The following is a 13,808-nucleotide window of genomic DNA, read 5'->3' as shown; positions in this document are numbered from 1 at the left end:
GATGTCCCTGCCCGAACTTTGTATCCGACGGCCGGTGATGACGACGCTGATCACCGCGGCGATCATCGCCTTCGGCATCTTCGGCTTCCGCCTGTTGCCGGTATCGGCACTGCCGAAAGTCGATTTCCCGACCATTGCCGTGACTGCGACACTGCCGGGCGCGAGCGCCGACACCATGGCGGCCTCGGTCGCCGGCATCATCGAGCGGCAGCTCTCGACGATCGCCGGCATCTCCTCGATGTCCTCGAACTCCTCGCAGGGCACGAGCGTCATCACCATCCAATTTGACCTCAACCGCAACATCGACGCCGCGGCGCTCGACGTGCAGACCGCGCTGACGATCGCCCAGCGCCGGCTGCCGATCGAGATGACGACACCGCCGAGCTTCCGCAAGGTGAACCCGGCGGACTTCCCGGTTCTGTTCATTTCGCTAAATTCGGCGACATTGCCGCTCTCGACCGTCAACGAGTATGGCGACATCACCATCGGCCAGGCGCTGTCGCAGCTGCCCGGCGTTGCCCAGGTCCTGATCTACGGTGCGCAGAAATTCGCGATCCGGGTCCAGGCCGACCCCGTCGCTGCGGCGGCGCGCGGGGTGTCGCTCGAGGACATCAGGGCCGCGGTGTCGCGCGCCAATTCCTCGACTCCGGTTGGAACGCTCAACGGGCCGAAGCAGGACGTCGCGCTGCAGGCCTCCGGCCAGATGGACAAGGCGGCCGACTACCGGCAGATCTATGTCGCCTGGCGTAACGGTTCTCCGGTCAGGCTCGACGAGATCGCAAAAGTCTATGACAGCGTCGAGAACGACAAGGTTGCGACCTGGCTGAACGACGAGCGCGCGATCGTGCTCGCGATCCAGAAGCAGCCCGACGCCAACACGGTCGCGGTGGTCGATTCCGTGCTGGCGAAGCTGCCATCACTGCGCGCCTCGATCCCGCCCTCGGTGACCATGCAGGTGATGATGGACCGCTCGGTCTCGATCCGGCAGGCGGTCAGCGACGTCGAGGAAACCCTGCTAATCGCGATCGGGTTGGTCATCCTGGTGATCTTCCTGTTCCTGCGATCGCTGTGGGCCACGATGATTCCGGCGCTCGCGGTTCCGATCTCGCTGCTCGGCACCTTCGCGGCGATGTATGCGCTGGAGTACTCCGTCAACAACATGACGCTGCTGGCGCTGACATTGTCGGTCGGCTTCGTGGTCGACGACGCCATCGTCATGCTGGAGAACATCGTGCGCCACATCGAACGCGGCATGCGGCCGTTCGAGGCGGCTCTGAAAGGCGCGCGCGAGATCGGCTTCACCATCATCTCGATCACCTTTTCGCTGATCGCCGTGTTCATCCCCGTGCTCCTGATGGGCGGCATCGTCGGCCGCGTATTCCGCGAATTCGCGGTGACGATCTCGGTCGCGATCATCGTGTCCGGGTTCGTGTCGCTGACCTTGACGCCGATGCTGTGCGCGCGGGTGCTGCGCGCCCATGACGAGACCAAGCGTCCGAATGTCGTGCTGCGGGCGTTCGAGGCAATGTTCGACGCCTTGCTGCGGGTCTATGAATGGGCGCTCGACTGGGTCTTGGCGAAAAAGGCGCTGATGCTTGCCGTCACCCTGGCGACGCTCGCAGGCACCTTCTATCTCTACATGATCGTGCCCAAGGGCTTCTTCCCGCAGGAGGACACTGGCTTCCTGATCGGCGTGACCGAGGCTGCGACCGATACCTCGTTCGAAGCGATGAAGGTGCGCCAGCAGGCGCTGGTCGACGTGCTTCGCACGGACCCTGCGATCGACTACGTCAACTCGACCGTCGGTTCCGGCGGGCCAAACCCGACCGCGAATTACGGCCGTCTGTTCATCGCGCTGAAGCCGCAGAAAGAGCGTGACAACGCCGCCGTCGTGATCGGGCGCCTGCGCCAGAAGGCCCGCGCCATCCCGGGCATGCAGGCGTTCTTCCAAAGCGTGCAGAACCTCAACATCGGCGGCCGCGTCTCCAAGAGCCAGTATCAATATGTGCTGCAGAGCGGCGACACCGAGTCGCTGTACCGGATCGCGCCTGACATGCGCGACAAGATCGAGAAGATCCCGGGCCTGCTCGACGTCACCACCGATCTCTACATCAAGAACCCGCAGATGACGGTCGACATCGACCGCGAGAAGGCTGCGGTCTATGGCGTCACCGTCGATCAGGTGCGCAACCAGCTCTACAACGCCTATGGCTCACGCCAGGTCGGCACCATCTACATGCCCTCCAACGACTACCAGATCATCCTGGAGGTGCAGCCGGAGTTCCGGGTCGATCCGTCCAACCTGTCCAAGCTCTACATGAAGACCGGGAGCGGCCAGACCATTCCGCTGGATGCGGTCGCAAGGCTGGTGCCGTCGGTCGGACCGCTGCAGATCAACCACCAGGGCCAGCAGCCGGCAGTGACGATCTCGTTCAATCTCGCGCCCGGCACTTCGCTGGGCTATGCGGTCGACCAGATCACGGCGCTGGAGCAAAGCTCGAACCTGCCGGCGACGATCGCGACCGGATTCTCCGGCACCGCGCAGGTGTTCCAGGATTCGCTGCGCGGGCAGGGCGTGCTGATCCTCGCCGCGGTGTTCGCGGCTTTCGTGATCCTCGGCATTCTCTACGAGAGCTTCATCCACCCGATCACGATCATCTCCGGCCTGCCGTCGGCCGGCATCGGCGCGATCCTCACCTTGATGCTGTTCAACATGGAGCTGTCGGTCATCGCGATGATCGGCATCGTGATGCTGGTCGGCATCGTCAAGAAGAACGCGATCATGATGGTCGACTTCGCGCTCGAGCGCCGGCGCGTCGGCTTGAGCGCCGAACACGCCATCCGTGAAGCCGCGCTGCTGCGCTTCCGCCCGATCATGATGACGACGTTTGCCGCGATCTTCGGCACGCTGCCGATCGCACTCGGCGCGGGTGCCGGCGCCGAACTGCGCCAGCCGCTCGGCGTCGCCGTGGTCGGGGGACTCTGCGTCTCGCAACTGCTGACGCTGTTCATCACGCCGGTGATCTACATCTATCTCGACCGCATCGACCGTCGGCTGCGCCGCAAGCTCGAGCCGCAGGAGGAGGGTGGCGAGGATCGGCCGCACGTGGTGGCGGCGGAGTGATGATGCTCCCTCGTGCAATGTGGGCGGCGGCATTTGCCGCCGTCGCGTGGCTGGCAACGATCAGCGCGCCCGCTCGCGCGGCGGAGCCGATCGAGATCTTCGATGCGCATCTGCACTACAATTGGGAGCCGACGCCCACCTACAAGCTCGATGAAGTGCTGGCGCTGTTCAGGAAGCACCGCATCACCGGCATCATCGCCACCAGCCGTCCCAATACCGGGACCCATGCGCTGGTCGATGCCAAGGCTGACGGCCTCGAGGTAGTGCCGTTCCTCCGCCCCTACCGTGTGCGTGCCGACATCCAGACCTGGTTTGGCGATCCCGCTATCTTCGGCCTCGTGCAGGAGGAGTTCAAGCGCGGCTACTACCGCGGCGTCGGCGAATTTCATTTGTCGGGCAAAGCCGCTGATACCGAGTGGGTAAAGAAGACCGTCGATTTCGCCGTCGACCACGATCTCTATTTGCACGCGCACGCCGATCAGGAAGCCGTCGAGATCCTGATGCGGCACAATCCGCGCGCCAGGATCATCTGGGCGCATACCGGTTTCGGCCTGCCGACTGATCGCGTCGCCGCCATGCTCGGCAAATATCCGAACCTGTGGGGCGAGCTGTCGTACCGTGGCGGCATCGTCGACGGCGCAGGGAAGCTGACGGCGGAATGGCGGACGCTGTTCGAGCGCTATCCCGACCGCTTCCTGCTCGGCTCCGACACCTGGGTGCCGGAGCGCTGGACGAGCTACGGCGAGATCATGGCCGGCTATCGCGCCTGGCTTGAACAGCTACCGCCGGACATCGCCGCGAAGATCGCGCACGGCAATGCGCGGGCGTTGTTCGCCAGCCGCTAGAGTTCTCGGTTCTGATGAATCAGAACCGAGAACTCTAGCGTTCTAGTTTTGACGCGTTTTCTTCACGCGAACCGGTATCCACTTCGCTCGAAAACGCTCTGAGATAGCGGATATCAGATCGAGAAGCTGGTGCCGCAGCCGCAGGAGGCGGTCGCATTGGGGTTGACGACGCGGAACGACGCGCCGATCAAGTCGTCGACAAAATCGACCTCGGACCCCGCCAGGAACGGCGCAGAGGCCGGATCGACCAGCACCACCGCCTCTTCACGGGAGATCACGAGATCGTCTTCCGCCTTGGCGCGGTCGACGTCGAATTTATACTGGAAGCCGGAGCAGCCGCCGCCTTCGACCGAAATACGCAGCATCGCACCGTCACCCTCGCTCTTGAGGATTTGACCGATCCGGCGGGCGGCCCGCTCGGTGATGGTGACAGAATCAGTCATGGCAAGCTCCGAAGCCTTATTATTTGAGCATGATCTCCGCGCAGACGCTCTGCGTTTATCGCGTGGGAAAACCGGTACCCACTTCTCCGGATCATACCCGCAGCGTCATACCCAATTCATTTGGTATCCCGCGCTCACCATAGTTAAGTGCAGAAGGAAGCGGAATCAAATGGATAAGGACTAAAATACCGTGTCGGTCGGAATGGCTGCTCCCCGCGCGCCCTATGCCTGCGACCCCGATCGCAGCCGCGGGCGGCTGTTCGCGGAGGCCCCGAGCAGGACCCGCAGCGCCTTTCGCCGGGATTGCGACCGTGTAATCCATTCCACCGCGTTCCGGCGGCTCAAGCACAAGACCCAGGTCTTCGTGTTCCACGAGGGTGACCACTACCGCACGCGGCTGACCCATTCGCTGGAGGTCGCGCAAATCGCCCGTGCGCTGGCCCGCCAGCTCGGGCTGGACGAGGACCTGACGGAGACCTTGGCGCTGGCGCATGACCTCGGACACCCGCCGTTCGGCCATGCCGGCGAGCGGGCGCTGGACAAGTGCCTGAATCCCCATGGCGGCTTCGATCACAACGCGCAGGCGCTGCGCGTGGTCACCGCGCTGGAGCACCGCTATCCGGAATTCGACGGGCTCAATCTCACCTGGGAATCGCTTGAGGGGATCGTCAAGCACAACGGTCCGCTGACCCAGCGTAGCGGCGCGCCGACCGGACGCTACCGCGAGACGGGCGGCATCCCCATCGGTATTTCCGAGTACAACAAGAGCTACGATCTGGAGCTATGGAGCTTTGCCTCGCTCGAAGCCCAGGTCGCGGCCTTCGCCGACGACATCGCCTACGATGCCCATGATATCGACGACGGCTTGCGCGCGGGGCTGTTCAAGGTCGACGAGCTCAAGGTGATGCCGCTGACCGCGGAAATCATCGCGGAAATCGACCGGCACTATCCGGCTCTGGATGAAGTCCGGCGTGGCGCGGAACTGGTGCGCGAATTGATCTCGCATTTCATCAGCGCGGTGTTCGCCGAGGCGAGCCGGCGGCTCGACGCCGCGCAGCCGCAATCCGCCCACGATGTGCGCCGTCACAACGGGCCGCTCATCGCGTTTCCGGACGCCGTGGCCCAGGAGGAGGCGGAGATCAAGGCCTTCCTCTGGCAGCGGATGTACCGCCACGAGCGGGTGATGCGGGTGATGGACGACGCCGAACAGATCGTGTTCGACCTGTTCGCGCGCTACCGGGAATTTCCGGGCGACCTCCCGCCCGAGTGGGTGGAGGGCAGGGAGGCGGAGACCGAGGCGGAACGCGCCAGGCGGATCGGTAATTTCATTGCCGGGATGACCGACCGCTACGCCCTGATCGAGCACAACAGGCTTTTTGACTCGACCCCGGATTTGCGTTAGGCGGCGCCCATGGCCGACAAACCAGCTTCTCCGCATCTTTTTGCCGACGTGCTCGCGCGCGTGCACGCGATCTGCGCCGCGCTCGCGGCCGAGGACAATTGGCCTAATGGCATCGACTTTTCGCGGGTGGTGGTCGAGCCGCCGCGCGAGGCCAGCCATGGCGACATGGCGACCAACGCCGCGATGGTGCTCGCCAAGGAGGCCAAGGCCAAGCCGCGCGATCTTGCCGAGAAGATCGCAGCCAAATTGCGCGCGGACGAGCTTGTGGCCGCGGTCGAGGTCGCCGGCCCCGGCTTCATCAACGTGACCCTCAAGCCAAACGTCTGGACCGATGCGCTGCGCAACATGCTGCGCGAGGGTGCCGGCTATGGCCGCAGCACGATCGGGGGGAATGAAAAGGTCGATGTCGAGTACGTCTCGGCCAACCCGACCGGGCCGATGCATGTCGGCCATTGCCGGGGCGCGGTGTTCGGCGACGCGCTGTGCAGCCTGCTGCAGTTCGCGGGCTTCGACGTTACGCGAGAATACTACATCAACGACGCCGGCGCCCAGGTCGATGTGCTCGCGCGCTCGGCCTATCTCCGCTACCGCGAGGCGCTGGGCGAGGACATCGGCGCGATCCCGGAAGGGCTTTATCCCGGCGACTATTTGAAGCCGGTGGGGCAGGCGCTTGCCAAGGACTACGGCGACAAGCTGCTCTCGATGCGCGAGTCCGCATGGCTGCCGATCGTGCGCGAAAAGGCGATCGCGATGATGATGGCCGAGATCAAGGACGATCTCGCGGCGCTCAACATCAAGCACGACGTATTCTTCTCGGAGCGCTCGCTGATCGAGACCGGCAACAACAAGGTTGCCGAGACCATCGATTTCCTGCGCAACAAGGGCGACATCTACGAGGGCCGCCTGCCGCCGCCGAAAGGCAAGCCGGTCGAGGACTACGAAGACCGTGAGCAGACGCTGTTTCGCGCCACCGCCTATGGCGACGATGTCGATCGGCCGCTGATCAAGTCGGACGGCTCCTACACCTATTTCGCGTCCGATATCGCCAACCATCGCAATAAGTTCGAGCGCGGCTTTCACAATCTGATCGATGTGTTCGGCGCCGACCATGGCGGCTACGTCAAGCGCATGCAGGCGGCGGTGAAAGCCGTGAGCGCCGGCAGGGCGGAGCTCGACGTGAAGATCGTGCAGCTCGTCCGGCTGCTGCGTGACGGCGAACCGGTCAAGATGTCGAAGCGCGCGGGCGAGTTCGTCACGCTGCGCGAAGTTGTCGACGAGGTCGGCTCGGACGCGGTGCGCTTCATGATGCTGTTCCGCAAGAACGATGCGGTGCTCGATTTCGACCTCGCGAAAGTGATCGAGCAGACCAAAGATAATGCCGTGTTCTACGTCCAGTACGGACACGCGCGCGGCCATTCGGTCTTCCGTAATGCGCGCCAGGAAGTGCTGCCCGACCTGCCGGACGAGGACGGCGCACGGCGGGACTATCTTTCGGGGGCGGCGCTGGAAAGGCTGTCCGACCCCGCAGAGCTCAGCCTGCTCAAGCAGTTAGCGCTCTATCCGCGCATGATCGAGGCTGCGGCCGTCGCACACGAGCCGCACCGAATCGCTTTTTACCTGTATGATTTGGCCAGCGAGTTCCACGCGCTGTGGAACAAAGGAAGTGATCTGCCCTATTTACGCTTCATTATCAATAATGATGCAGAGATCACAAGGGCGCGACTGGCAATGGTCCAGGGCGTCGTCTCGGTTCTGGCATCGGGCCTAGCTGTTTTAGGCGTCCAAGCCCCAACCGAGATGCGGTAGCAGCAAGGGCGAAGCCCTCTCGCGACGGGGATCGTGGGGGTAATTGGCAGGGACCAACTCGTTCGTACCAGGAAAGTTGCAGGCGACTTGGCGCTGTCCCCAAGGGGATGCAAGATCACGATGGCTGATCGATATCAAAACCGAACTCTTCCTCCTGACCTCGACTATGATCGCGGCGTCAATGCCGCGGGTCGGGCCGAAGGAGACCCGTTGGCCGAATTGGCGCGGCTGATCGGACAGGCCGATCCGTATGCCGCCACTCCGTCCAGTCCACCCAGTCCACCCAAACCGCAGCCGGCGCGGCATCCTCTGCAGTCGCGGGCCAATGTCCGCCCGCAGAGCTATCAGCCGCAGCCTGAAGACGAGGAGGTGGACCTGCCGGCCGGACCTCCGCCGTGGATGCAGCGCACCCGCCACGAGGTCGCGCCACCGCAGCAGTATGCTGCGCCGTCGCGGGACGAATACGAAGAACCGGATCTTCAGCCGAGCGCCGTGCACCCGCTACAGCGCTACGCCACGCAGCACGCGGCGGCACCAGTGCCGATGCCGGAATATCGTGCGCCGGAGCCGCAATATCGCGAGGAGTTGCCGCTCGAGGAGCCGGCGCAGCAGCTCGATGCGTCGCGCTATGACGATGCGCTTTATGGCCAGATCGAAGCCGGCGAGCAGGATTTTGAGCGCGAAGCAGCTTACCCCGAAGATCCCTACGCCTATCAGAGCGCCGCTTACGAGGACGAGGAACCTCCGCCGCGCAAGCGATCCAGTGGACTGATTACGGTGGGAGCGGTGCTCGCGCTCGCGGTGGTGGGCACCGGCGCAGCCTTTGCCTACCGGACCTTTGTAGGGTCGCCTCGTAGCGGCGAACCGCCGATCATCAAGGCCGACAACAGCCCGACCAAGATCATGCCGGCGCAGCCGGATGGTGGTGGCAAGGCGCCAGACCGTATGGCGTCCGGTAACGGCACGGAAAAACTCATCTCGCGTGAGGAGACGCCCGTCGACGTCACATCCAATACCGGTCCCCGCGTGGTCTTCCCGCCGTTGAACCAGAATGCCAATCCGCCGCCGGTGGCGAGTGTAGCCCCCTCGGCAGGTTCGCCGCTTACCACGAGCGGCACGCTGCCGAACAATGAGCCGCGTCGGATCCGGACGCTCTCGGTCAAGGGCGATGCGGCTGATGCCGGGGTGCCGGCGTCCGCGCCGGCTCCGCAGGCCAAGCCAGCGCCTGCTACGCGGACGGCGTCCGTGAGCCCGCCACACGGCAATCCGGCCACCGCCAATGCGAGCGCCAACGCGCCGATATCGCTGACGCCCGGAGCACCCCAGCCCGATCCGGCGCCGACCCGGGTCGCTTCGACCAACCCCACTGCGAGCGTGAGCAGCGGCGGCTATGTGGTTCAGGTCTCCTCGCAGCGGAACGAGGCGGACGCTCAGGCTTCCTACAAGTCGCTGCAGGGCAAGTATCCGAATGTGCTCGGCTCGCAGTCGTTGCTCGTGAAGCGCGTCGATCTCGGCGAGAAGGGGGTGTACTACCGCGCGTTCGCCGGTCCGTTCAGTTCCCTGGATCAGGCGACGCAGGTTTGCAGCAGCCTGAAGGCCGCCGGTGGGCCACAGTGCCTCATCCAAAGGAATTAACGGCGGTTTCCTTGACGCTCAGGATACATGCGGCCTAATCGGCCGCATGGTAAACCGAGCATTCATCACCGGCGTATCCGGGTTTGAGCTGACCGATGCCGAGCGCGAGTTCATTCGCGCGGAACGGCCGTGGGGCTTCATCCTATTCAAGCGCAACGTTGACACTCCTGATCAAGTCTCTGCACTTGTTCGTGAATGTCGTTCGGTCGTGGGTCAACCCGAGGCGCCGGTCCTGATCGACCAGGAGGGGGGCCGAGTGCAGCGGCTTGGACCGCCGCACTGGCCCGTCTATCCCGCCGGAGCAGTGTTTGGAGCGCTGTACGATCGTGATTCGCAGCTTGGGCTGACCGCGGCGCGGCTCAGCGCGCGGCTGATCGCCGCCGATCTGGCGGATCTCGGGATCACCGTCGACTGCCTGCCGCTGGCCGACGTGCCGGTCCAAGGCGCCGACGCCGTGATCGGCAACCGTGCCTATGGAACCGATCCGGCCAAGGTGGCCGCCATTGCCCGCGCCGTCACGGATGGATTGGAGCAGGGTGGCATTTTACCGGTGCTGAAACATATACCGGGTCATGGACGGGCCACTGCGGACACCCATTTCCGGCTGCCGACCGTTGATAGCGCGCGGTCCGAGCTGGACCGGACTGACTTTGCAGCGTTCCGACCGCTTGCGGAGCTGCCGATGGCGATGACTGCACATGTTGTGTTTAGCGCGCTGGACCCCGCCCAACCGGCGACGACTTCTGCGACAATCATCCAACAGGTGATTCGCGGTAGTATCGGGTTCCAGGGTTTGTTGATGAGTGATGACGTGTCGATGAACGCGCTCTCGGGATCGATCGCCGAGCGGACGCGGGCGATCCTCAGCGCAGGCTGCGACATGGTCCTGCACTGCAACGGCAAGCTCGACGAGATGCGCGACGTTGCGCGCGAGACGCCGGAACTGACCGGCGAGGCGCTGGAGCGCGCCAACCGCGCGCTGGCAGCGCGAAAACCGCCACTTCCGTTCGACCGGCTGGCGGCACGGGCCGAACTGGATGCCTTGATAGGACAAGTAGGTACGGCATGACCGCGGAAATTCTGTCATTTGAGACCGGCCGGCCGGCTGAAATCGGCGAGGACGAGCCGGCTCTGGTGGTCGACGTCGGCGGCTATGAGGGCCCGCTCGACCTTCTGCTGACGCTGGCGCGGCAGCAGAAGGTCGACCTGTCCAAGATCTCGATCCTGGCGCTCGCCGACCAGTACCTGCAATTCATCGAAGCGGCGCGGAAGATCCGGCTGGAGCTTGCCGCCGATTATCTGGTGATGGCGGCGTGGCTCGCCTTCCTGAAATCGCGGCTGTTATTGCCGGAGCCGCCGGCGGCGGAAGGGCCGACCGCTGAGGAGATGGCAACCGCGCTCGCCAACCGGCTGCGGCGGCTCGAGGCGATTCGGGAAGCGGCGAACCGGCTGATGAACCGGCCGCAGTTCCAGCGCGATATCTTTCCGCGTGGCAATCCGGAGTCCATCGCCGAGATCAAGCATCCGAAGTTCACAGCGACGCTCTACGACCTGCTCACGGCCTACGCCGTGCAGCGCCAGCAGCGCGTGCTCGCAAGCGTGCATCTGGCCAAACGCACAGTGTGGTCGCTCGCCGAGGCGCGTGCCTCGCTCGAGCGACTGGTCGGTGCTGCCGATGCCGAGCATTGGAGCTGCCTCGACGAATTTCTCACGAGCTACGTCGTTGAACCGTCGCAGCGGGCAACCGTGTTCGCGTCGAGTTTCGCCGCCGCGCTGGAATTGGTGCGCGAAGGCGAGATGGAGCTGAACCAGAGCCAAGCGTTCGCGCCGCTCTATTTTCGAAAGCGTTTGCCGCAAGTACCCGGTGCCACCGCGCCGGACCTTACGGCCGAGTAAGTGGAAGAAGGAGACCGAGCCATGGCAAGCCTGGCGGAAAAGCGCATGGAAGATGCCGAGGAGCATGTCACCGATCCGCAGGCGCGGCCCGAGGAATTGCGGCTTCTCGAAGCCCTGCTGTTCGCCTCCGCCGAGCCGATGGACCAGGCCACCCTGGCCAAGCGCATGCCTGAGGGCGTCGACGTCAAGGCAGCGCTGGCGCAACTGCAGGCGGAGTATGCCCCGCGCGGGGTGAATCTCGTCCGCGTCGCCAACAAGTGGACATTCCGCACCGCCGGCGATCTCGCCTGGCTGATGACGCGCGAGACGACAGAAACGAAAAAGCTGTCGCGCGCGGCAATCGAGGTGCTGGCGATCGTCGCCTATCACCAGCCGGTGACTCGCGCCGAGATCGAAGAGATCCGCGGCGTGGTCACCTCCAAGGGTACGCTCGACGTGCTCCTGGAAACCGGCTGGATCCGCCCGCGCGGCCGCCGCAAGACGCCGGGACGGCCGCTCACCTTCGGCACTACGGAGGCGTTCCTTTCGCAGTTCAGCCTGGAGGCGCTTAGCGACCTGCCGGGTCTCGATGAACTGAAGGGAACTGGTCTGCTGGATTCGCGCCTGCCGTCCGGCTTCAATGTTCCGAACCCATCGGATGATCCGACGCTTCGCGAGGATGAGGATCCGCTCGAGCCCGGCGACAATCTGGAACTGTTGCTGGCGCCGGCCGCCGAGCCTGAGCCCGAGCAGGGCGGCGGCAACGAGTCAGCCTGACGCGGGGCAGCCGGAACGCCGTAGGTTAACCGGTAGCAATATTGCGTAGCCGCGACAGCGATTTGCCGCGGCCTAGGTCCTTGTTTTTGAGACCCTGCGGGCCTACGTTCCGGTCGAAGCTAAGGCCGGTGCGCCGGTCATCTTTGGAGGGTTTGCAGGATGGGTTCGCTTAGCATTTGGCACTGGATCGTCGTGATCGCAGTGGTCCTGCTGCTGTTCGGCCGTGGCAAGATTTCTGACCTGATGGGCGATGTCGCGCAGGGCATCAAGGCCTTCAAGAAGGGCATGCAGGACGATGACAAGACTGCGGAAAAGCCCGCCGAGCCGGTGAAGTCGATCGATCACAATGCGGCGCCGTCGACGGCACGGTCGGACGTCGGCAGCAAGGCCGTCTAGGACTTGTCTGACGCGTTTTCTTCGCGCGAAACCGATGCCCATTTCGCTTGAAAACGCGATGGACGTTCATTGAGAAAAAACGCGCGCGCCCCCAAATCCTGTTACAAGAGCGGGGGTTATTTGCGCGTGAGCGGAATCTTTCATGTTCGATATCGGGTGGAGTGAACTGGTCGTCATCGCGGTCGTCGCGCTGATCGCCATCGGCCCGAAAGAACTCCCTGGCGTGCTGCGGATGGTAGGCCAGTGGATGGGCAAGGCGCGCCGGATGGCCGCCGAATTCCAGGGCCAGTTCCAGGAGGCCATGCGCGAGGCCGAGATGGCCGAGCTCAAGAAGGGCTTCGACGATGTCAGGGAAGCCGCCACGGGCATTGCCAGCGGCAACGTCATGACGTCGCTGCAGAAGGACGTCAACGACGCCCTGCAGATCGGCGACATCGAAAAGCCTGCGGAGACCAGGCCTGCCGATGAGCCGGCCGCTCTCCTGCCGCCGACATCGGCGGGCGATACGCCGGTAATTCCAACGACGCCGGCTACGCCTACGCCGGAGACCTTTATCGAAGCCGAAGCGCACGCGGCGGCGAACGAGCTGCTCGCGATCGTCAAAGAGGCTGAGCCGCAGCCGGAAGCGCCGCAGGACACGCCTGAAGTGCCCGACGTGCAAAAGAGCGCCAAAGCGTCATGAGCGCCGAAGACATCGAAGCCAGCAAGGCGCCGTTGATGGACCACCTGATCGAGCTGCGCTCGCGGCTGATCAAGGCGCTGCTCGGCTTCGGCGTGGCCTTCATCTTTTGCTTCTTCTTCGCCAAGCAGATCTACAACGTGCTGGTGTGGCCGTTCGTCTGGGTCGCCGGCCCCGAGAATTCGAAATTCATCTACACCGCGCTGCTGGAATATTTCATCACCCAGCTCAAGCTTGCGCTGTTCGGCGCCGGCTTCATCTCGTTTCCGATCGTCGCAACCCAGATCTACAAGTTCGTGGCGCCCGGACTCTATCGGCACGAGCGCAGCGCGTTCCTGCCGTATCTGATCGCAACCCCGGTGTTCTTCGTGGCCGGCGCGATGCTGGTCTATTTCGTGGTGTTGCCGATGCTGGTGCGGTTCTCGCTCGGCATGCAGCAGATGGGCGGCGAGGAGACGGCGCAGATCCAGCTTTTGCCGAAGGTCGGCGAGTATCTGTCGCTGATGATGTCGCTGATCTTCGCTTTCGGTATCGCGTTCCAGCTTCCGGTGATCCTGACGCTGCTCGGCCGCATCGGCATCGTGACCTCGCAGATGCTGCGCGAGAAGCGGCGCTATTTCATCGTCATCGCCTTCATCATTGCCGCGGTCCTGACCCCGCCGGACGTCTTGAGCCAGGCCTCGCTCGCGATCCCCCTGCTGGCCCTCTACGAGGGCGCCATCATCGCCGTGCGCATCGTCGAAAGGAAGGCCGCGGCCGCCCGGAGCTCGACCGGCGGCACACCCGGCGCCACCAATCCGGCGGAGTAGGGTCCGGGCACACCCGT

The 13,808-nt window shown here is 64.1% G+C and carries 12 protein-coding genes; 11 read left to right on the top strand and 1 reads right to left on the bottom strand.

What is annotated here, in order from left to right; translation table 11 throughout:
• Window position 1: 1 nt before the first annotated feature.
• Both K288_RS0108180 and K288_RS0108175 read left to right on the top strand, forming a co-directional pair.
• Window positions 2-3,124 (top strand): efflux RND transporter permease subunit, encoded by a 3,123-nt coding sequence (locus K288_RS0108180; RefSeq protein ID WP_027579090.1) that lies wholly within the window; start codon window positions 2-4, stop codon window positions 3,122-3,124.
• 2 nt (window positions 3,125-3,126) lie between these two features.
• Window positions 3,127-3,969 (top strand): amidohydrolase family protein, encoded by an 843-nt coding sequence (locus K288_RS0108175; protein ID WP_244443103.1) that lies wholly within the window; start codon window positions 3,127-3,129, stop codon window positions 3,967-3,969.
• Window positions 3,970-4,082: 113 nt separating this feature from the next.
• Here K288_RS0108175 and erpA read toward each other — a convergent pair whose 3' ends face one another.
• Window positions 4,083-4,412: an iron-sulfur cluster insertion protein ErpA gene (erpA, locus tag K288_RS0108170; protein ID WP_027579088.1), complete on the bottom strand. Its 330-nt coding sequence runs from the start codon at window positions 4,410-4,412 to the stop codon at window positions 4,083-4,085.
• Between the two features lie 190 nt (window positions 4,413-4,602).
• Here erpA and K288_RS0108165 point away from each other — a divergent pair, with 190 nt between their 5' ends.
• The 9 genes from K288_RS0108165 (at window position 4,603) to tatC (ending at window position 13,791) form a co-directional block, all read left to right on the top strand.
• Window positions 4,603-5,814, top strand: a complete 1,212-nt coding sequence (locus K288_RS0108165; RefSeq protein WP_027579087.1) for a deoxyguanosinetriphosphate triphosphohydrolase — start codon at window positions 4,603-4,605, stop codon at window positions 5,812-5,814.
• A gap of 9 nt (window positions 5,815-5,823) precedes the next feature.
• The gene (gene argS / locus K288_RS0108160; protein WP_027579086.1) at window positions 5,824-7,620 is read left to right on the top strand and encodes an arginine--tRNA ligase; all 1,797 of its coding nucleotides are present in this window, start codon (window positions 5,824-5,826) and stop codon (window positions 7,618-7,620) included.
• A 120-nt stretch (window positions 7,621-7,740) separates the two neighbouring features.
• The gene (locus K288_RS0108155; protein WP_027579085.1) at window positions 7,741-9,255 is read left to right on the top strand and encodes an SPOR domain-containing protein; all 1,515 of its coding nucleotides are present in this window, start codon (window positions 7,741-7,743) and stop codon (window positions 9,253-9,255) included.
• Window positions 9,256-9,301: 46 nt separating this feature from the next.
• Window positions 9,302-10,324, top strand: coding sequence for a beta-N-acetylhexosaminidase (gene nagZ, locus K288_RS0108150; RefSeq protein ID WP_027579084.1), 1,023 nt, complete (start codon window positions 9,302-9,304; stop codon window positions 10,322-10,324).
• Complete coding sequence (locus tag K288_RS0108145) at window positions 10,321-11,151, top strand: ScpA family protein (RefSeq protein ID WP_027579083.1); 831 nt, start codon at window positions 10,321-10,323, stop codon at window positions 11,149-11,151. Before nagZ ends, K288_RS0108145 begins: the two co-directional genes overlap by 4 nt.
• Before the next feature lie 21 nt (window positions 11,152-11,172).
• On the top strand, window positions 11,173-11,907 hold the full coding sequence (scpB, locus tag K288_RS0108140) for an SMC-Scp complex subunit ScpB (protein ID WP_027579082.1): 735 nt from the start codon (window positions 11,173-11,175) through the stop codon (window positions 11,905-11,907).
• A 159-nt stretch (window positions 11,908-12,066) separates the two neighbouring features.
• Window positions 12,067-12,303 carry a twin-arginine translocase TatA/TatE family subunit gene (locus K288_RS0108135; protein ID WP_027579081.1) on the top strand — a complete coding sequence of 79 codons (237 nt, stop codon included), beginning with the start codon at window positions 12,067-12,069 and terminating at the stop codon, window positions 12,301-12,303.
• A gap of 142 nt (window positions 12,304-12,445) precedes the next feature.
• A complete protein-coding gene (tatB, locus tag K288_RS0108130; RefSeq protein WP_027579080.1) occupies window positions 12,446-12,985 on the top strand; it encodes a Sec-independent protein translocase protein TatB in 540 nt (179 codons plus the stop codon).
• Window positions 12,982-13,791 carry a twin-arginine translocase subunit TatC gene (tatC, locus tag K288_RS0108125; RefSeq protein WP_027579079.1) on the top strand — a complete coding sequence of 270 codons (810 nt, stop codon included), beginning with the start codon at window positions 12,982-12,984 and terminating at the stop codon, window positions 13,789-13,791. Before tatB ends, tatC begins: the two co-directional genes overlap by 4 nt.
• The last annotated feature ends 17 nt before the right edge of the window (window positions 13,792-13,808 follow it).

Source organism: Bradyrhizobium sp. Ai1a-2 (genome assembly GCF_000426245.1).
Classification (GTDB): domain Bacteria; phylum Pseudomonadota; class Alphaproteobacteria; order Rhizobiales; family Xanthobacteraceae; genus Bradyrhizobium.
This window is presented reverse-complemented; position numbering and strand designations above follow the sequence as displayed.

What these genes read in the sequence shown, in the direction of transcription:
- K288_RS0108180 (WP_027579090.1), top strand. Translation starts at nt 2, where the DNA reads ATGTCCCTGCCCGAACTTTGTATCCGACGGCCGGTGATGACGACGCTG.
- K288_RS0108175 (WP_244443103.1), top strand. Translation starts at nt 3,127, where the DNA reads ATGCTCCCTCGTGCAATGTGGGCGGCGGCATTTGCCGCCGTCGCGTGG.
- erpA (WP_027579088.1), bottom strand. Translation starts at nt 4,412, where the DNA reads ATGACTGATTCTGTCACCATCACCGAGCGGGCCGCCCGCCGGATCGGT.
- argS (WP_027579086.1), top strand. Translation starts at nt 5,824, where the DNA reads ATGGCCGACAAACCAGCTTCTCCGCATCTTTTTGCCGACGTGCTCGCG.
- K288_RS0108155 (WP_027579085.1), top strand. Translation starts at nt 7,741, where the DNA reads ATGGCTGATCGATATCAAAACCGAACTCTTCCTCCTGACCTCGACTAT.
- nagZ (WP_027579084.1), top strand. Translation starts at nt 9,302, where the DNA reads ATGGTAAACCGAGCATTCATCACCGGCGTATCCGGGTTTGAGCTGACC.
- K288_RS0108145 (WP_027579083.1), top strand. Translation starts at nt 10,321, where the DNA reads ATGACCGCGGAAATTCTGTCATTTGAGACCGGCCGGCCGGCTGAAATC.
- scpB (WP_027579082.1), top strand. Translation starts at nt 11,173, where the DNA reads ATGGCAAGCCTGGCGGAAAAGCGCATGGAAGATGCCGAGGAGCATGTC.
- K288_RS0108135 (WP_027579081.1), top strand. Translation starts at nt 12,067, where the DNA reads ATGGGTTCGCTTAGCATTTGGCACTGGATCGTCGTGATCGCAGTGGTC.
- tatB (WP_027579080.1), top strand. Translation starts at nt 12,446, where the DNA reads ATGTTCGATATCGGGTGGAGTGAACTGGTCGTCATCGCGGTCGTCGCG.
- tatC (WP_027579079.1), top strand. Translation starts at nt 12,982, where the DNA reads ATGAGCGCCGAAGACATCGAAGCCAGCAAGGCGCCGTTGATGGACCAC.